Origin of the sequence: Vibrio sp. SBT000027, from assembly GCF_963894355.1 — a bacterium.
Taxonomy (GTDB): Bacteria; Pseudomonadota; Gammaproteobacteria; order Enterobacterales; family Vibrionaceae; genus Vibrio; species Vibrio splendidus.
Genome location: NZ_CAWQGD010000001.1, coordinates 124,007 through 143,123 on the forward strand (window position 1 = coordinate 124,007; position 19,117 = coordinate 143,123).

At 44.8% G+C, this 19,117-nt stretch carries 20 protein-coding genes; 17 read left to right on the top strand and 3 right to left on the bottom strand.

The window, feature by feature from the left end:
* Positions 1-282: 282 nt before the first annotated feature.
* The 3 genes from AACU28_RS00545 to norW all read left to right on the top strand — a co-directional run bounded on the left by AACU28_RS00545 (position 283) and on the right by norW (position 3,931).
* Positions 283-939, top strand: a complete 657-nt coding sequence (locus AACU28_RS00545; protein WP_004732726.1) for an NAD(P)H-dependent oxidoreductase — start codon at positions 283-285, stop codon at positions 937-939.
* 315 nt (positions 940-1,254) lie between these two features.
* Positions 1,255-2,760, top strand: coding sequence for an anaerobic nitric oxide reductase flavorubredoxin (gene norV, locus AACU28_RS00550; RefSeq protein ID WP_102504372.1), 1,506 nt, complete (start codon positions 1,255-1,257; stop codon positions 2,758-2,760).
* A 1-nt stretch (position 2,761) separates the two neighbouring features.
* Positions 2,762-3,931 carry an NADH:flavorubredoxin reductase NorW gene (gene norW / locus AACU28_RS00555; protein ID WP_121602093.1) on the top strand — a complete coding sequence of 390 codons (1,170 nt, stop codon included), beginning with the start codon at positions 2,762-2,764 and terminating at the stop codon, positions 3,929-3,931.
* Positions 3,932-4,029: 98 nt separating this feature from the next.
* Here the strand turns inward: norW and gltS are convergent, their stop codons facing one another.
* Together gltS and AACU28_RS00565 are read right to left on the bottom strand one after the other, a co-directional pair.
* Positions 4,030-5,256, bottom strand: coding sequence for a sodium/glutamate symporter (gene gltS / locus AACU28_RS00560; RefSeq protein WP_004732723.1), 1,227 nt, complete (start codon positions 5,254-5,256; stop codon positions 4,030-4,032).
* A gap of 316 nt (positions 5,257-5,572) precedes the next feature.
* Positions 5,573-5,929, bottom strand: a complete 357-nt coding sequence (locus AACU28_RS00565; protein ID WP_004732722.1) for a YibL family ribosome-associated protein — start codon at positions 5,927-5,929, stop codon at positions 5,573-5,575.
* A gap of 428 nt (positions 5,930-6,357) precedes the next feature.
* On the opposite strand from AACU28_RS00565, the gene AACU28_RS00570 reads away from it, so the two are divergent.
* Complete coding sequence (locus tag AACU28_RS00570; RefSeq protein WP_121602094.1) at positions 6,358-7,155, top strand: DUF4344 domain-containing metallopeptidase; 798 nt, start codon at positions 6,358-6,360, stop codon at positions 7,153-7,155.
* 140 nt (positions 7,156-7,295) lie between these two features.
* Here the strand turns inward: AACU28_RS00570 and AACU28_RS00575 are convergent, their stop codons facing one another.
* Complete coding sequence (locus tag AACU28_RS00575) at positions 7,296-7,682, bottom strand: tautomerase family protein (protein WP_004732720.1); 387 nt, start codon at positions 7,680-7,682, stop codon at positions 7,296-7,298.
* Between the two features lie 277 nt (positions 7,683-7,959).
* Here AACU28_RS00575 and AACU28_RS00580 point away from each other — a divergent pair, with 277 nt between their 5' ends.
* The 13 genes from AACU28_RS00580 to AACU28_RS00640 all read left to right on the top strand — a co-directional run bounded on the left by AACU28_RS00580 (position 7,960) and on the right by AACU28_RS00640 (position 18,857).
* Positions 7,960-8,580: an LON peptidase substrate-binding domain-containing protein gene (locus tag AACU28_RS00580; RefSeq protein WP_121602095.1), complete on the top strand. Its 621-nt coding sequence runs from the start codon at positions 7,960-7,962 to the stop codon at positions 8,578-8,580.
* A 110-nt stretch (positions 8,581-8,690) separates the two neighbouring features.
* Positions 8,691-9,338: a sigma-70 family RNA polymerase sigma factor gene (locus AACU28_RS00585; protein ID WP_017077063.1), complete on the top strand. Its 648-nt coding sequence runs from the start codon at positions 8,691-8,693 to the stop codon at positions 9,336-9,338.
* Positions 9,331-10,041, top strand: coding sequence for a ChrR family anti-sigma-E factor (locus AACU28_RS00590; RefSeq protein WP_121602096.1), 711 nt, complete (start codon positions 9,331-9,333; stop codon positions 10,039-10,041). Before AACU28_RS00585 ends, AACU28_RS00590 begins: the two co-directional genes overlap by 8 nt.
* A 144-nt stretch (positions 10,042-10,185) precedes the next feature.
* Positions 10,186-11,133 carry a YbgA family protein gene (locus tag AACU28_RS00595; protein ID WP_004732716.1) on the top strand — a complete coding sequence of 316 codons (948 nt, stop codon included), beginning with the start codon at positions 10,186-10,188 and terminating at the stop codon, positions 11,131-11,133.
* A complete protein-coding gene (phrB, locus tag AACU28_RS00600; RefSeq protein ID WP_121602097.1) occupies positions 11,130-12,575 on the top strand; it encodes a deoxyribodipyrimidine photo-lyase in 1,446 nt (481 codons plus the stop codon). Before AACU28_RS00595 ends, phrB begins: the two co-directional genes overlap by 4 nt.
* 14 nt (positions 12,576-12,589) lie before the next feature.
* Positions 12,590-13,021, top strand: coding sequence for a nuclear transport factor 2 family protein (locus AACU28_RS00605; protein ID WP_009846086.1), 432 nt, complete (start codon positions 12,590-12,592; stop codon positions 13,019-13,021).
* Entirely contained in the window at positions 13,021-13,752 is a 732-nt protein-coding gene (locus AACU28_RS00610; protein WP_054546096.1) for an SDR family NAD(P)-dependent oxidoreductase, read from the top strand. The genes AACU28_RS00605 and AACU28_RS00610 overlap by 1 nt, the downstream gene beginning before the upstream one ends.
* A gap of 2 nt (positions 13,753-13,754) precedes the next feature.
* Positions 13,755-15,026 (top strand): NAD(P)/FAD-dependent oxidoreductase, encoded by a 1,272-nt coding sequence (locus tag AACU28_RS00615; protein ID WP_121602098.1) that lies wholly within the window; start codon positions 13,755-13,757, stop codon positions 15,024-15,026.
* On the top strand, positions 15,023-15,829 hold the full coding sequence (locus AACU28_RS00620) for a DUF1365 domain-containing protein (RefSeq protein ID WP_017077069.1): 807 nt from the start codon (positions 15,023-15,025) through the stop codon (positions 15,827-15,829). The genes AACU28_RS00615 and AACU28_RS00620 overlap by 4 nt, the downstream gene beginning before the upstream one ends.
* Before the next feature lie 118 nt (positions 15,830-15,947).
* On the top strand, positions 15,948-17,228 hold the full coding sequence (locus AACU28_RS00625; RefSeq protein ID WP_121602099.1) for an SAM-dependent methyltransferase: 1,281 nt from the start codon (positions 15,948-15,950) through the stop codon (positions 17,226-17,228).
* Entirely contained in the window at positions 17,206-17,727 is a 522-nt protein-coding gene (locus tag AACU28_RS00630) for a DUF2878 domain-containing protein (RefSeq protein ID WP_121602100.1), read from the top strand. Before AACU28_RS00625 ends, AACU28_RS00630 begins: the two co-directional genes overlap by 23 nt.
* A 3-nt stretch (positions 17,728-17,730) precedes the next feature.
* A complete protein-coding gene (locus AACU28_RS00635; protein ID WP_121602101.1) occupies positions 17,731-18,318 on the top strand; it encodes a chalcone isomerase family protein in 588 nt (195 codons plus the stop codon).
* Complete coding sequence (locus tag AACU28_RS00640) at positions 18,315-18,857, top strand: DUF3833 domain-containing protein (protein WP_017082957.1); 543 nt, start codon at positions 18,315-18,317, stop codon at positions 18,855-18,857. Before AACU28_RS00635 ends, AACU28_RS00640 begins: the two co-directional genes overlap by 4 nt.
* Positions 18,858-19,117 lie beyond the last annotated feature (260 nt).

Sequence of the window (19,117 nt, forward strand, 5' to 3'; positions counted from 1 at the left end):
ATTAAATTATTATGGACATTACCAACCATAGTGATTTGATGTGTTCGCTATTTTTCCCAAGCCATTCTTCTATTATCTTACACCCATCGACTTGAGCTACCGCAGATACTCGATTTATGGGGACATGTTCGATAGCCATTTAAGCACTAGGTCTTTTAGAAATTGACGGTTCTAGCAACGATTTTGATAGAGATACTGCCTAAATGCGTTATCCGTTTATTGTTGACGTTACCGAACATAAAACCCTACAACATTTATTATTGATAGATATTAGGATTCAACATGACTCATCCAATCATTACTGATCTAAACACTCGTTACACAGCTAAAAAATACGATGCCGACAAACGCATCTCTGCGGAAGACATGGAAGTAATCAAAGAAGCACTTCGTTTATCAGCTTCTTCTATCAACTCTCAGCCTTGGAAATTCATCATCATTGAGAGCGACGCAGCAAAACAACGTTTCCACAATACTTTCGAGAACATGTTCCAGTTTAACCAACCACATGCGAAAGAAGCGTCACACACGATCCTGTTTGCTCACGATCCTAAATACACTAAAGAGAAATTCGCGAAGCGTGCTGATACAGAAGTAAGTTCTGGTCACCTACCTGCTGAAATGTACGAGCAATTCTTAGGTGCTTACGCATTCGCAGAAATGAACACAGACGAAACGGGTTTCAACGGTAACTGGACTAAGTCTCAAGTGTACATCGCACTAGGTAATACAATGCACACACTGGCTCGTCTTGGTATTGCATCAACACCGATGGAAGGCGTAGATGCCGCTATGATCGGCGAAGAGTTTGCTGACGAACTGGAAGGTCACGTTGTTGATGTAGCACTGGCTATCGGCTACCACAAAGACGGCGAAGACTACAACCACGGTAAACCAAAAGCGCGTCTAGCGCTTGATGAAGTGGTTACTACGTTATAACAGCTACTAAGCTATAACAGTCACTACGCTGTAATAGCTAAAACAAACAAATCGCACTGCCTTATTTGGCCAGACTCTCGTCTGGCCTTTTTTGTATCTGTTATTTATCCAAGCAATTACCAACTATTAACCATCAACCATCAACAACCCAGTCAAAAAGACACATTGAGTCTATTTTGATTACACGAATTACAATGTCATAAAGACACATCTTGGCGATTAAAAACCAAACAAACTACATAAAAACAAACACTTAAAAACATGGCGCAACTAGTGCAATGAGAGCCTTAGATATTTAAATAAGGTATTATCATTATGACTATTCACGTTAAATCAAATGTTCATTGGGTCGGCGTCCACGATTGGGAAACCGAGCACTTCCACGGTAAGGAATACCACATGAACAAAGGTACGAGCTATAACTCGTATCTGATCCGTGAAGAGAAGACAGTGCTTGTCGATACTGTCGATCATCGCTTTACTGAACAATTCCTTGCAAACCTAGAGATGGAAATCGACATCAACGAGATCGACTACATCATTTGTCAGCATGCAGAAGAAGATCACTCAGGCGCCCTCTCTGCGCTACTGGCTAAAATTCCGAACACGCCAGTTTACTGTACGGAAGCTGGAGTGAACTCCATCGTTGGTCACCACCACCAACCAGACTGGAACTTCAGAACCGTCAAAACCGGTGACACTCTTGATGTCGGTAACGGAAAACAACTGATCTTTGTAGAGATGAAAATGCTGCACTGGCCAGACTCAATGGCGACTTACCTAACCGGTGATGAAATCCTGTTTAGTAACGATGCTTTCGGCCAACACTACTGCGACGAGAACCTATTCAATGACCAACTAGACCAAGTAGAGCTGCATGACCAATGTCTGCGTTACTTCTCAAACATCCTGACGCCTTTCGCGCCTTTGGTGAAAGCGAAGATAGAAGAAGTCCTGAGTTTAGGCGTGCCAATCGATGTTATCGCTACTTCTCATGGCTGTATTTGGCGCGACAACGCGACGCAAATTGTTGAGCAATACTACGAGTGGTCTAAAGCCTACAAAGAAGATCGCATCACGATTGTCTACGACACCATGTCCAACAACACTCGCATGATGGCTGACGCAATCGCAAAAGGTATCCGTAAAGGCAGCCCAGAAACGGCAATCAAGGTGTTCAATATTTCTAAGCACGACAAGAATGACATCCTTGCCAATGTCTTCCGCTCAAAGGGTGTGCTTGTTGGCTCATCGACCATGAACAACGTGATGATGCCGCAAATCGCCGCGCTACTTGAAGAAATACACGGCCTGCGCTTTGCAGGAAAAAGAGCCGCAGCATTTGGATCTTCAGGTTGGACTGGCGGCGCAGTAAAACGCATCGATGCTCGCTTACGTGAAGCCAACTTCGAGGTGAGCGCACCTCAGCACATCCACTGGAAACCAGATACAGACGCACTTCGTCAATGTATTGATTACGGCATGACACTGGCCGAGGTTTGGCGTGTGAACCCAGACGAAGTCAGCGCACCAAAGCAAGTATCACGCAATGTTGCACCGCTTGAAGCCACACCAGCACCGGCAAACACCACTGCCGAGCTCAAAGACACGACAGAGCAGGAAACAGAAGTAGCTCAAGATAAGTCAGTACACACTGCAGACTGCACTTGCTGGCGTTGCACAGTGTGTGAATGGGTGTACGACCCACAATTGGGTGAACCCTACCAAGGCGTTGAACCAGGAACACCTTGGGCACAAGTGCCGGATGACTTCCTTTGCCCAGAATGCCATTTAGGCAAAGAAGTATTTGTGGAGAAGTAACATGTCGAACATTGTGATTGTGGGTGGTGGTTTCGCCGCCCTACAAACCATAAAGATGGTACGTAAAATTGACCAAGATATCGCGATAACCATGATCACGGCAGATGCAGGGGTTGAGTACAGTAAGCCGAATCTTTCACACGTATTCAGCCAAGCTCAAACACCACAAGCCTTAGCCGTTAATAACGCTCAACAATTGGCTGAGCAGTACAACGTAGTCGTCAAAACCAAGGCTTTAGTCAGCGAAATCGATACCAAGCAGCAGTGTGTTCGTGTTGATGGACAAACTATCCATTATTCGAAGTTGGTATTAGCAACGGGCTCGACGCCTTTTATACCACCAGCGGAAGGACTTAAACGCAGCGCGACCATTACGTTAAATAGTTTGGAAGAGTTCGAGAAACACAAAGCTCAGATCGATGACGCTCAGCGCATCACCGTAATGGGTGGAGGCTTGATTGGGGTCGAGCTCGCGTTCGATCTTCAAACTGCGGGCAAAGATGTCACGATTATCGAACCCGCAAGTTATCTGTTGAATAGCCTTGTGCCACCTTTCGTTTCGCTTGAATTGGAAAGGGAACTGACAAAAGCGGGGGTTACCGTCGAAACCGACTCTGCGATTTGTCGAGCGACTTACCAGCCCGATGGAGTTAGGCTACAAACCACTTCTTCTCGGCTAATACGAGCAGATACCGTGATTGCTGCAGCAGGATTAAGGCCAAACACGGCTTTAGCTACCCAAGCGGGATTAGAGGTAAACAGAGGAATTGTGGTCGATGAAACCTTACAAACCAGCGCCAACAATGTGTATGCGATTGGTGATTGCGCTGAAATTGAAGGTCGTGTGATGGCCTATTTGCAGCCCGCTATTTTGTCTGCAAACGTGTTGGCGAAGCAGCTGACTAAGGATAAAGGAGAGATCAAAGTGGGCGAAGCAAAGCTCAGCTTGCCTCATATGATCACCAAGGTGAAAACACCGAGTTATCCTATTCAGCTCGCAGGGCGCGATATTCACACTGCTCAGAGCTGGGAAACTCGATTCGATCCTAAAGGCATTGTCGCCAAAGGCTTCAATGAAGATAACCAGTTGGTTGGATTCATTGTCACAGGAGAGCACATAAAAGCCGCATTCCCTCTTCTTAAAGAGCTACAAGCAAGCTCACCCGCATAAGTTCTAGAGGCGCTAATACAAAAAAGCCAGTCAACAGACTGGCTTTCTTGTATTCATCTTAGTGCGATGAGCTCATCGCATTTAAGCACAGGCGAACATTAACCGATAAACGAGATGTAACCTTGAAGGATGATCAGGTTAACGATATCGATAAAGAAGGCACCAACGATTGGCACAACCATGAAGGCTTGTGGCGACGGGCCGAATCGGTTCACCAAAGAACCCATATTCATTACCGCTGTTGGTGTTGCACCTAGGCCGAAACCACAGTGACCACCCGCCATAACCGCTGCGTCGTAGTTAGAACCCATTACTTTGAACGTCACAAAGTAAGAGAAGATACCCAACACCACAGCCTGAACCGCAAGGATAACCAAGAACGGAATCGCAAGGTCAAAGATATTCCAAAGCTTAAGGCTCATTAGCGCCATCGCTAGGAACAGTGACAATGACACCGTACCAAGAATATCGACCGTTTCACTGTCGGTTTTATGCAGCTTAGTCACTTCAAAAACGTTAGTGATGAACACACCGATAAACAACGCGTAAACGAAGTCAGGAATCATCAACCAAGAAATTTCAAAAGTCGCCACCCACTCTTCTAGGTATTTCGCCCCCGAGATACAGATAAGAAGAATGAACAATACTTCAATCACCTTCTTCGCTGTTACTTTGTCTTCTTCATACTCGTTGTAAGTAACAAGTTCAGGAAAACGCTCGTGGGTTTGTGTGCCAGTGCCGTACTCAGATTCAAGCTGGTTTTTATCAATCAGCTTTTGTGCTACTGGGCTACCGATAATACCACCGATAATCAAACCAAACGTCGCTGAAGCCATCGCGATTTCTAGAGTATTGGCAATGCCAAACGTGTCTGAAAAAGTTTGAGACCAAGCTGCGCCCGTGCCGTGACCACCCGAAAGCGTGATAGATCCAGCAATCAAACCCATTAAGGGTTCAAGGCCTAGTGCCGTCGCAAGTGTTACACCCACACCGTTTTGGATAATGATGTAAACCGAAGCCACCCCTAAGAATAGGAATACCTTAGCACCACCTTTTATCAGCTGCGTGTAGTTAGCCGCAAGGCCGACCGTTGCAAAGAACATCAACATAAACGTGTTCTGCAGGGGCAAGGAAAACTCAAGATCAAGGCCGTTAAAGTGCAGGGCTGTAATAGCAAAAGCGACAATCAAGCCGCCGACAATGGGCTCTGGAATATTGTACTTTTTGAGAACCGGAAGCTTTGCATTGACGAAATGACCTAGAAACAAAACACTAATCGCGATTAGGAAGGATTCTAGTGGTCCAATTGAAATTAATTGATTCATATAACCTCTATTTTTTTACGTTCTCATCTTCCTTAATGAGTCTAGTTTTATCTGTAATTATCTGTGCTGCTCTACCTATATTTATACAAACTGGAGAGAAATTGTAGATTCGAAAAGCGAACACATTACTGCGTTCACTTAGTGCCATGTTAGTGACACGTTAACTTTTATAGGAGATAAAAGGATTTGTGACAACAATCACCTCCAAAAAGTTGATAACGGCGTGAGTATCCTTGCCGCTGACTCTGCTTTTTTAATACCTAAAAAAGCAAAAAGGAGCTATTACTAGCTCCTCTTTCATCACCATCACTGGTAATTAGAATTTTTTCGGTGCGTAACCAGTCATAACCTCAATGCGAAGCTCTTTACCGATCTTCGTCATTGGGTGAACAATTACGAGCCCTTTTACAGACTTCTTAAGTTTACCCATATCCGCTTGCTCAGCTTTTGTAATCTCACGGCTAAATGGCATATCAACCAAAGACTTACGCTCTTGATTTACATCGAAGCTTTCTTTGTGTTTCAACTGAGCAATTTTCTTGGTTAGCTTCTTAATCTCGTCTTCAAATTGACGAACAACAGGACGATCATTACGAGTTTTAGCAGCCGCTAACTTGTTGCGACACTTGTCTAGACGGTTGTTAATTTGTTGAAGTTCGTTTTTAACACTCATAATAATTTCCTAAGATTTAACAAGCCAATTCGGATTGGGGCGCGGAGTATAGCACAAGGGTTCACTTGAACCGAAATTTATCTATCAATTACCAACAGAAACGAATCACATCAACGCTGGTCATTCAGATCGCCAATTCTTTGTACCCAAACCTCAAAGCGGGTCACTCATTAATCAGCCAGTGTCGACTTCAAAAATTGCTGTCCTCGATGCTTCAAAATTCAGTCTAAACTTGTAATCTAACCACCGTAAATAACTTAATTAACTCAATTAACTCAATTAACTTAAACAGCTTAAACAGCTTAAACAGCTTAAACAGCTTAAACAGCGTAAGGTACATAACTTGGATCGCGTAACTTGAGTTACATGACTTAGGGGGATCACCTTAACACCGAGCCTGAATCGCAGCATAATCACAAGGATAGCCGATGACATTATTGAAACGAACACTGACCTACAGCCTAGCCCTTAGCTCAGCGTTTGCCGCAACTTATGCATCTAGTGAACAAACAACCCAAAATAACCTGATCGTTGAGTTCTCTTCACCACAAAATACTGAAGAAGAGCAGCTCAAACGTGAAATTCAAAACAGTGGCGTCAATGACACTGTGATTGACCTGTCAAACCAACTCTTCATGTTTGAAAAGCCATTAACCATTCAATACGGCGGGGAAGAAGGTCCACTCTACGATCCACAAACGCATCAAGTGCTTATCCCGTATAGCTTCTACTCTGAGTCGCTTAATTACTTTGAAAAGAATCAATACGAAAAAGAGTATGGAAAGACCGCGCAAACTGGTGCTATCGATACCTTACTTCATACTCTACTGCACGAAGCTGGGCACGCTTATATCGAAGACCAGAATATTGCCATACTGGGCAAAGAGGAAGATGCCGTTGATAACCTCGCGACCGTGCTTTTACTTAACTATGTAGAACATGGAGGTGATGCCGCAATCAGCGCCGCTGACATGTTCGCTTTCGAATCAGAAGACCGCCCTGAGTATTACGACTTGGGTGAATACATTGATGAGCACAGTTTTGATCTACAGCGTTACTTCTCCACGTTATGCTTGGTGTATGGCAGCGATCCTGATGCCTACAAGAACTTGCTCAATGAAGTGGAGAACGACTATTTGAAAGATAGGAAAGAGTTCTGTGTGGAGCACTTTGATGTCATCAATGCCAACTGGCACCGTTACCTAAAAGAGAACGACGAGAGCTAATGGTTTAACTTTCTCGATTGGTCTTCTTCAATAACAAGCGGCTTAGTGTTTTTCTAAAGCCGCTCTCAGTAATCTATAAATCCAATGTTTGAAGTGGAACATATCTTAGTCCTGAGACCTTAGACCTTAGAACTTAGTCCTTAGACCTTCACTTTATACTTCAGGTCTTGCGCTTCATCACCGGTCATGCCTCGAAATCCCCAACAGTGTGCAGGTTGTTCCTTGATGGTTATTTCGATATCAATAGGAGAGATAGCTAACTGCTTCTCTATCTCAGAAAATATCTTCTTAATTAAGCGCTTCTTGGTGTTGACCGCTCGACCTTCCATCATATTGATCTCTATAACGGTATAGGCTTCTGTTCTTCCTTCAGGATAAAAGAAATCATCCCGCTCCAATGGTACAAATCGATGCGCTCGCTTGTCATCGGGTAAACCCATTTCACTGTTTAAGCACTGTTGCAGCACATTAGAGAGCTGCAACTTAATTGGATTCAAGCACTCTTTGATACCATATATAACAATCATGACCATTCCTTTGATGCGATGTCAGGTAAAGAAGAAGGTTAGATAGAAGCATCGTCTGGCGACTACCCATCCGCTTACTATTCGTACATATATTACCTAATGACGCGTATGAAAGAAGGTAAAAACAATGAATTTATGAGCATGTGCAACAAAAAATCATCTGCTTTGGCTCGTGTCTGTAGCTCATCACCCAATAACAACAGCCACAATCAATTGATCGAACACCACCGACTCCGCGTATATCTTCTCAAATTACATTTGAACTAAGGAGTGCTATGTGCCGAATTCATCGAGCCAGACCACACGGACAGACGCCGAACCAGAGACACTCGTAGAGTCTTCTCTCGAGCTCGCCGTATTTCCCCTTCCGATATTTCTTCTGCCCGGAGGTCGTCAGAGGCTACGCATCTTTGAACCAAAATATCTTGCTATGGTTGCACATGCGGCCCAAGGAGATGGGTTCATTATTGCCACCCAAGACAGCACCAACTCTGAACATCTCAGTTCTTGGGGAACCAAAGTGTCCATCGTTGATTTCAACATGTCTGACGACCAAATTTTGGAAATCGATGTCGAAGGTCAACAACTGGTGCAGCTTCACGGATCATTTCGAGACGACGATGACCTGATAAAAAGCCAATTCAGGTTATTAGCTCATTGGCCAGATCTAGAATGCAAAGTACCGAACGTATTTACTGCATTCTTAGTACAGCTGTTTCGAGACCACGATTCAATCAGAACGCTCTACCCCACTCCAGACTTCGAAAGCCCACGATGGATCTGTGCGCGATTACTCGAAATGATGCCTATCCCATTGGAAAAGAAAACAGAATTTACCGAACCCGCTAGCTTTCCTTCTTTAGTTCCTTTTTTGAATCAAATCATTACGGGGCAATAAGCACTTTTCTTCACTATAATTTTGTATAGTGGAAATTAATTTAAATTAAAGTGATCCCGACCTTCTCCTTTCACGTAGTGCCACTCAAATTCGCATGATGGTTAAGTACTATGCAAGTCGAAAGCAGAAGTTCAGGGAACGGCAAGGAGCATGTCATTATCCCCGACAACAAACTACCTAATGAAAATAAGGTACCTACAGAGCTCTCAAGCTGGTTGATTTTGGTTGGTTCAGACCGAGACAAACAAGCCTTCACCTGTTTGTTCAAGTTCTTCGCACCTAAGATCAAGCGTTTTGGAATCAGCAAGTTGGGCAGTGAAGCTGCTGCAAACGAGCTAGTTCAAGACACGATGACTAACGTTTGGAAGAAAGCGCATCTCTACAACGAAGAGAAAGGCGCTGGGACTACTTGGGTCTACACCGTGATGCGAAACGCTGCTTTCGACATGCTACGAAAGGTAAAAGCTAAAGCAGAGCAAACCATCGCTGACGACATTTGGCCAATAGATGCAATGGTCGCGGAATCTCAAAGCGATGAATTACCGTTTGGTGATCATTTGATGAGCCGCCATGTAATGACTCAAATAGAGAAGTTGCCTTTGGCTCAGAAAACGATCGTCAAAGGCGTTTACTTTCAGGAGTTGTCACAAGAGCAACTCGCTCAACAACTTGGCGTCCCACTTGGAACCGTGAAATCACGTCTAAGACTCGCTTTAGCCAAACTTAAGGTTCACATGGGGGAACAAGATCATGATTAAACATCACCCAAATGCCGCAATTTTGAAAGATTTTGTCGATGGCACACTCGCAGACTCAGTTTCTTTGATTGTCTCTAGCCATGTAGAGCTGTGTGAATACTGCCAACAACAAGTAGGCATGCTGACGGCGCAAGCTGCTGACTCAGTCTTTGAAAGCGATACATCCGCCTTTGAAAGTGATACCTCAGGGCTTCAACTTTCTGACAGCGAAATGGATGCGTTCCTATCCGATGATGGGGAGTTTGATTTTGATGCGATTGCTCAAATCACTGCTGATTCATCTCAAGCTATCGAAGTGACACCCGAAGTTCAGCAAGTTACGGTTGCAGACACCACGTTCACTATTCCTCGCGCGTTGAACTCAGTGGCGAGAAAAGACTGGATGAACTTAGGCAAAATTTCGCGAGCGCGACTCGATTTTGATGACGAAGCTCATCACACCAGCTTGCTGCACATCGACAAAGATGGACAAGTGCCTTGCCACACCCACAAAGGCTTTGAGATTACGCTTCTTTTAGAAGGCAGTTTCGAAGACGAAATGGGCGTCTACAACAAAGGCGACTTCATCTGGTTAGATGGTGACCACACCCATCAACCAGCCACCAAAGAAGGTTGTGTGTGTTTAACTGTTTCAAGTGATGCGCTTTACTTCACGAAAGGTGTGAGCCAGTTATTCAACCCACTGGGTAAATACATTTATTAGATGGAAAAGATTTACCGGGTACGTCACAAGACTCATAGAGTTGGCTAGTAAGCAAAGTAAAAACCGAACTAAAGTAATGTTTAATAAGCAACAAAACACACAATATAAGAATAACAACGAGCAATGAGCGTAAGGAATTGACCAATGGATAAAAAAATAAAAATAGGCATTAGTGCATGTGTCGCCGGTCATAAAGTTCGGTTCGATACTGGTCATAAACGTTCGCGCTTCTGCACCGACGATCTTGCAGATTACGTAGAGTTGGAACCTGTTTGCCCAGAGATGGGCATTGGTCTTCCAACGCCTCGACCAACCATCCGTCAGACAAGAATGTTAGACGACATCATCCATGTTTCTCGCCCAGATGGTTCTGGCGATGTCACCGATGAACTGATCGAGTTCGGTCAAAATTATTCAATGAACAACCAACACATCGCTGGCTTTATTGTGTGTCAGAAAAGCCCAACCTGTGGCATGGAGCGAGTAAAAATTTACCACCACCATGGGCGTGGCTCTGAATCGACAGGCGTTGGCTTGTTCACCAAACAAGTGATGGAAGGCAACCCATTACTTCCTGTTGAAGAAAATGGTCGCCTCAATGACCCTATTTTACGCGAAAACTTCATGACACGTGTCTTCACTTATCAAAAGTGGCTCAACCTTGTTGACGAAGGCGTAACTAAACACAAGCTGATTCAATTCCACAGCGCTCACAAGTACCTGGTAATGTGTCACCACATTGAAGGCTATAAGAAACTTGGGAAATTATTAGCAAGCAACGAGCTTGAAATCGATGAGTTGGCAAAACAATATATTGAAGGCTTGATGACGGCATTATCTCACCACGCGAACCGTGGTAGCCACGCCAATACTCTGCATCATTTGCAAGGTTACTTTAAGAAACAATTGAGTAGCGCGCACAAGCAAGAGCTTACCAATCAGATTTCATCATTCAGAGAAGGGCTAGTTCCTCTGTTAGTTCCACTAACACTGATTAACCACTACTTGATGGAATACCCAAACGAGTACCTTGAATCACAAGTTTACCTAAACCCGCACCCACAAGAACTTAAGCTGAGATACGGATATTGAGCGACATTCTATGGATAAGACGAGACCTGAGGATTCACGATAACCCAGCGCTCGTCGCGGCAGTTGAAAACGGTGTGACGACCGCCGTTTTCATTTCAACGCCACAGCAATGGCAGCAACACCACCTTGCGCCAATCAAAGCCGACTTAATCTATCGTCACCTGCAGCAACTTGAATCCCAACTCGCTGAATTTGGGATCGATCTTTTGCACCTCAAAGCCCGCGATTTTGACGACCAAGCAGTACAACTCACTCATCTTTACAAACAGCTTGATGCGACGTGTGTTTACGCTAATTCTGAGCCTGAAGTAGACGAGCAGTTACGTGACAAACGCTTAATCGCTAGTGGTATAAAGCTGAAAATAACCGACTGCGATACGATTCTGCCATTAGGTAGCGTGCTGAATAAACAAGGTGAGATGTTCAAGGTGTTCACACCTTTCAAAAACGCATGGTTAAAAGAAGTTCAGGTGAAAGGTATCATTTGCAGCCCAGCACCTGTCGCGCCCGCTAAGCTTCAACAAACACCGCTTCAACAAACTCAGCGTCCACAATCACAACTTTCTGACGACTCAAAAGCCTTAAGAATCTCCGCTGACTACGATTTTGACTTTCCGCGTGTTGATTCAAGCCGTTGGCCACTAAGCCAAGACGTGCTTGAGAGCGTGATTCCCAATTTCTTAAGCAATAAAGTTAATGACTATTCTCGCCTTAGAGACATTCCCTCGATAAAAGGCACGTCTGGACTATCCCCCTATTTGGCGATTGGCGCTGTAAGCCCACGTTGGTTAGCGATTCAGTTGATTCAGCAACAACCCGATTTGTTGTTTGACACACAACTGCCAGCCTTTTCTTGGCTTAATGAATTGATTTGGCGAGATTTTTATAAGCATTTGATGTTCCATCATCCTAAACTGGTTAAAGGTGCGAACTTTCAGCAGAAATACAACGGCTTAGATTGGTATCACGACAACCCTAGCTTCAAGGCGTGGTGCGAAGGAAAAACCGGATATCCATTGGTTGATGCAGCAATGCGTCAATTAGTTGAGACAGGCTGGATGCACAACAGGCTAAGAATGGTGGTGGCAAGCTTCCTAACCAAGCACCTGCTGATCGATTGGCGTTGGGGTGAGCGTTTCTTTATGTCGCACCTTATCGATGGTGATTTCAGTGCGAATAATGGCGGTTGGCAATGGGCTTCAAGTACTGGCTGTGATGCTCAACCTTACTTTCGAATTTTCAATCCAATCACCCAGAGTGAAAAGTTTGATCCAAAAGGAATTTTTATTCGTAAGTACATACCAGAGCTGCAAAATATCCCAGATAAGCATGTGCACTTCCCACATGACTTTATCGCTAAAAACGGAATAGACAGCGAATACTGGCAACCCATCGTTGAGCACAAAGAAGCACGATTGAGAGCCTTAGCCTTCTTCAAATAATTAGAGTGAATATTATGGATAACTCTCTATGGCTTGATAACTTTCTCAACATGTATCGAGAACTCGGAACCGACAATTTCGACGTGCTTAAGACGGTTTATCACCCTGATATTGAATTCCAAGACCCGCTGCATCATGTCAGCGGTATTTCGGCGCTTACGCACTACTTCGAGAACCTCTACACCCAGGTAACGAGCTGTTACTTTCATATCGAACACACTTTCGAAGTGAACGACGAAGCTTCGGTGTATTGGACGATGCAATTTTCTCATAAGCAGCTGAACGGTCAAAAGCCAATCGAAGTACAAGGACACAGCCACCTTAAGATGCTCGACGGTCAAGTGGTTTATCACAGAGACTATCTTGATGTCGGCTCTATGTTGTACGAACACATTCCAGTTCTGGGCTGCGCCATCAAATCCATCAAAAAGAGAGCGAGCCAATAATGCGTATTATGATCACAGGCGCGACCTCAGGTATCGGCCAATCACTCGCTATCGATTACGCTCAACAAGGGCATCAGGTGATTGCTTGTGGCCGTAACCCAGACAAACTGCAAGCCTTGGTTGATTCTCACGAGACAGACATCGCGCATTCATCCATTACGCCGCTCTGTTTCGATCTGACCGATTACCACAACTTCCCAGAACTCGACCAAGACAAGCCGCTCGATCTGCTGATTTTAAATGCGGGTGATTGTGAATACATCAACGACCCAGTGAATTTTGATGCTGAGCTTTTCGAGCGCGTCATAAACATCAATCTAATTTCAATTGGCTACGCCCTTAAAGCCTGGTTAAAAAACATCAAGCCCGGCGGCCGTTTGGTTTTAGTAAGTTCCAGCGCCAGCTTTTTACCTTTGCCAAGAGCCGAGGCTTATGGCGCTTCAAAGGCAGCCCTCACCTACTTAGGCAGAACACTGTCGGTTGATCTGGCCGAGCACAATATTCATGTCTCAATTGTGCACCCAGGCTTTGTTGAAACGCCATTAACCGAGCGAAATACTTTCTCTATGCCTATGATTATTAGTAGTGAGGCCGCAACTCAGCGAATCGTAAATGGTATCGCTCAAGGAAAGAGTGAAATCGATTTCCCAAGACGATTCATCATGTTGATGAAGCTACTAAGAATGCTTCCAACTCCAGTTTGGCAAAAACTCGCTTCAAGGATGGTATAACAATGAAGAAAATCGCCATTATTGGGTCCGGTATCTCTGGACTCACTTGCGCACACATATTAGATAAGCACCACGACGTGACCGTATTCGAAAAGAACGATTATGTTGGGGGCCACACCGCCACCGTTGATATTGAACATCAAGGCTCGGCGTTTTCGATAGATACAGGTTTCATCGTATTCAACGATCGAACCTACCCGAATTTCAATCAGCTTCTAGAACAACTCGGTGTCGAAAGGCAACCGACTGAGATGAGTTTCAGCGTCCACAACACCACGACTAAATTCGAATACAACGGTCACAGCATCAACTCTCTGTTTGCTCAACGAAGTAATATTTTCAAACCTCAATTTTGGTCTTTAGTCTCTGACATTCTCAAGTTCAACAAACTATGTAAGGCTCAATTTGAAAGTAACGAGTTCACACCGGATGTTACCTTGGGCAACTTCCTACGTGAAAACCAGTTTTCCGACTTTTTCAGCCAGCATTACATCCTACCGATGGGCGCAGCAATTTGGTCGACAAGCTTAGAGGAAATGGAAGAATTTGAGCTTAAATTCTTCATTCAATTCTTCTACAACCACGGGCTACTCGACATCGCGAACCGTCCACAATGGTATGTAATTCCTAAAGGGTCGCGCTCTTACGTTGAAATTATCCTTTCAGGTTTGAACAAATCCGTCGCTTTGAACACATCGATCAAACAAGTGACTCGTCAAGAAACGGGCGTCACGATTGAATTTGAAGATGGCGCTACACAAGACTTCGACGAAGTGATATTTGCTTGTCACTCAGACCAAGCGTTACGTTTACTCGGCGATGCGACCGAGCAAGAGCAACAGGTTCTAGGCGAGATCCCATACAGCCGCAATGAAGTGGTTCTGCACACTGATACCCGATTGTTACCAGACAGAAAGCTTGCATGGGCAAGTTGGAACTACATGTTGGATGGCGACAGTAAACGACCTGCCTGTGTGACTTACAACATGAACATTCTGCAAGGCATCGAAAGCCAAGACACCTTCTGTGTCACCTTGAATCAGAGCGAAGCCATCGACCCAGAAAAAATCATTCGCAGCTTTATTTATCATCACCCGGTACTTAACTCGAACACAGTAGAGGCTCAGCACAAGCGCGAACAGATCTGTGGCAAAAACCAGACTCACTTCGCCGGCGCGTACTGGTACAACGGCTTCCATGAAGATGGCGTCCACAGTGCACTCGATGTGACCAAACGCTTCGGTTTAGATTTGAGTACGAGTTCAGCGCTATGAACAGTCAAACCCTGGCATCCGAAATGGAGATCGCATCCGAAAAGAGTGAAGAGCTCAGCGGTATCTATTGGGGCAACGTCAGACACCGCCGCTTTGGCGACATCACACATGAGTTCAGCTATCAGCTGTATATGATGGGGTTGGATCTTGATGAACTGCCCCAAACCACAGCGCGTAGTGCGCTGTTCGGAACTCGATGGTACAACCCGATTCGCTTTGTCGAATCGGATTATCTCGCTGAAAAAAAAGAAAATGCCACCACGGATGAACCAAAATCACTTAAACAACGTATAGCTTCCAAAGTGCAAAAACTTGGTGGGGTTTGGTCTGATTCAAACCGTGTGACGATGCTGGCTCAGTGCCGCTGTTTAGGTATCTACTTCAGTCCAATCAACTGTTTCTTCTGTTACGACGAAACAGGAGATTGTAAGTACATGTTGGCAGAAGTGAGTAACACGCCTTGGCGCCAACGACATTACTACCTGATCGACATGCACCAAGAATTAAAGGTTAAGAAAGAGTTTCACGTTTCGCCGTTCATGGATTTGAACATGACTTATTTTTGGAAGATTAAGCCACCAGCGAAACGCACCTTGGTCCACATCGAAAGCCGCCGAGACGACAAGCTTTTCGATGCGACACTGGCCTTGACGAAACAGTCAGTAACCAAGACAAACATTAGACGAACGGTATTCAAGATTCCGGCGATGACGATAAAAGTCGTGATGGGCATTTATTATCAGGCTCTCAAATTATTCCTGAAGAAAGTACCGTTTGTGGGGCATCCAGACTCAACATCTTAAGTGTCTTCACAGCAACTAAATAATAGAACTCGACCTAAGCTTGGGTTCGCTCCAACCAAGGGGCACAACCCAGCTTAGTTGGCACAAAATATTAGAATGAGTTATCAGCGAGGTTTACATGGAACAGCTTGCCAAACAAAACAACAACATTGAACAACAAGCTAAAGCCGTTGCTGTTTCAAGCAACTGTAAATATCGAGCTTTAATCTTTAAGGTTCTAGAAAGCCTGCAATTCGCGACGCTTGAGATTATTGAGCGCGACCAGCATTCGGTGTTCGGCGATCGAGAAGCCGACTTGAAAGGTCGAATCGTGATTCACGATGCAACCTTTTTTAGAGATGTCGTGATTGACGGCAGTATTGGCGCATCTGAGGCCTACATTGACGGCAAATGGACAAGCCCAGATCTCACCAAAGTGATTCAAATAATGGCTCGAAATCAATCTCAACTCGACGAGCTTGACGATAAAACACAATGGATTTCTCGCATCAAAAACCTATTGCTGCGTCGTAAGAATGCCAACACAGAACAGGGATCTAAGCGAAATATTCTTGCTCACTACGATATTGGCAACGAACTGTACGAGCGCTTCCTAGATAGCTCGATGCAATACTCTTCCGCTATCTACAGCGAAGAAGCAAAAACACTATCCAAAGCTCAGCAAAACAAAATGAAAACCATCTGTGAGCGATTAGAGTTGTCAGAGAACGATAACGTGGTCGAGATAGGCACAGGCTGGGGTGGCTTAGCTATATTCATGGCGCAACACTACGGATGCCATGTCACCACTACCACAATCTCAGATGCCCAACACGCGCTTGCAGAACAGAGAGTAAAAGCGCTTGGCTTAACCGACAAAATCACCTTGCTTAAAGAGGATTATCGTAACCTCACTGGTGAGTATGACAAGTTGGTCTCTATCGAGATGATTGAGGCGGTCGGCCATGAATATCTACAGACCTTCTTTGAGAAATGTTCTTCACTGTTGAAACCATCAGGCAAAATGCTGATTCAAGCAATCACCATCGCCGACAGTCGTTATGACAAATACCGCAAAGGCGTCGACTTTATTCAGAAGTACATTTTCCCAGGCGGTTGCCTACCTTCGGTCTCAGTGATGACCCAACACCTCGCGACCAGTACAGACCTTGTTGTACAAGAAATCGATGACATTGGCCTGCACTACGCTCGAACGCTTAATGATTGGAATGTTGCCTTTGAAAACAGTTGGGAAGAGTTAGAGTCTCTCGGCTATTCAGAAGAGTTTAAGCGCTTGTGGATCTTCTACTTCTGCTACTGTGAAGGTGCATTCAAAGAGCGCGTGATCAGTACTCATCACTTAGTTGCTCGAAAACCTCGTTACTTTGGAGTAAAAGATGAAACGGTTTTGGATTATTAATCTCGTTCTGTTTCAAGCGACCTGGGTTTGCAGCGCATTCTTTACCGCGCAAGCCCCGTTCGTGGCACCACTGATTGTGGCCGCTCACTTCCTTCTCTCTCCTACTCGCAGTAGCGATCTGAAAATACTCATTTTATTACCACTGGGGCTATTGCTTGATAGCCTCTTACTTCACTTCGGCGTGTTTGCCGTCGACTCTGAAATTGCAAATCAATCTTGGTTCCCAGTGTGGCTAGTCTGCCTGTGGATCATGTTCTTAATCAGTTTTAACCACAGCCTAAATTGGCTTTTAAAATGCTCGAAAGTGATCTTGTTTGTCATAGGGTTCGTAGCAGGTACTAGTAGTTATTGGGGAGGCATCAAAGCAGGCGCCCTTCTGACTACTTGGCCAGACGCATCGGTGTTAGCTGCCCTTGCAATAAGTTGGGGGATTTTGTTGCCCTTACTGGTGGCCGCTTACTCCAACTTAGTACAACCCAAAATGGCAACAACGAGGTGACTTATGGCTTTTCCACGCAACCCTACGCAAGCGTTCAAATCTGAGAGCGATGTTAGTCGCGTTCGCACTCAAACAAGCGAGCAATCAAGAAACCGACTATTTAGCTTAGTCACCCTAACCCTCATTTGCGCAGCACTCCTTTTTACCGGGAATGCCAACGCTTCTGCTGTCGATGATTTAAACAAGCGTGGCCAAGGTGAGATGAGTTACTTATTTTGGACTTTGTATTCTGCAGAGTTCTACACCACACCATCTAACTCTGAGCGTGCTTTGAAACTTGAGTACTACCGAGCAATTGACAGCAAGGACCTTGTAGACGCAACCAAAGACCAGTGGAGCAAACTTGGTTACTCCAGTAACAATATCCAACGTTGGTTGAAGCCTTTATACGCAATGTGGCCCAACGTTGAGGAAGGCAGCACGCTGACTATCCGAGTTGCTGAAGACAACGTAAGTCGCTTCTATTTCGATGAGCAACCCATCGGCACCATCCAAGACAAGCAATTTGGTGAAGCCTTTCTCGCGATTTGGTTATCTGAGAACACATCTGAGCCAGGTCTACGCAAACAACTATTAGGTTTGAACAAATGAATCCAAAAACAACAATAATAAAATTTGCTTTGGCACTGTTTTCACTCACTTGGCTAGCGGGTTGTGGCTCTGCAAGTTTAGAAAACCACGTAGACACTACGCCAGAGCTCAAGCTTGAAACCTTTTTCAACGGCGAGCTAATGGCATACGGCATGGTACTCGACCGTTCTGGTAACCTACTACGCCGTTTTGACGCTAAGCTTGTCGCGACTTGGGACGGTGATAAAGGAGAAATCAAAGAGTGGTTCTCTTTTGCTGATGGCGAGCGCTCAACACGCGTTTGGAACCTGATAAAAACCGGTGAAAACACCTATTCAGGCACCGCTAATGATGTAGTCGGTACCGCTTATGGCGAGACTCTAGGTTCTGCTCTGTATTGGAAATATGACTTAGAAATCGAAGTCGACGGCAGCACCTATGAAGTCGTATTAGACGACTGGATGTTCTTGATGGACGACAAACGCTTGTTCAACAAAACTGAGATGTCTAAATTTGGGTTTAAAGTAGGCGAAGTGATCTTATATATCGAGAAGATTTAATTTAACCGCTCTTTCCTGTTCCCATTTTCATCAACGGTAACCGTTACCCCGAAAGACACTTTCAGCCCACCATATAATCTCAGCCCGCAAACAATTTCAGCCCACAATGCAATCTCAACCCACAACAGAAAATTGTGGGTTGTTCTGTTTAATCCCTCGAATAGCATACCTGCATGCTCAAGCCTTTGTGCTAAGATGCGCCACCAGCATACAAATGGGCTAAACTCAGTTGAGCGGATGTGATACACAGTTCCACCAAT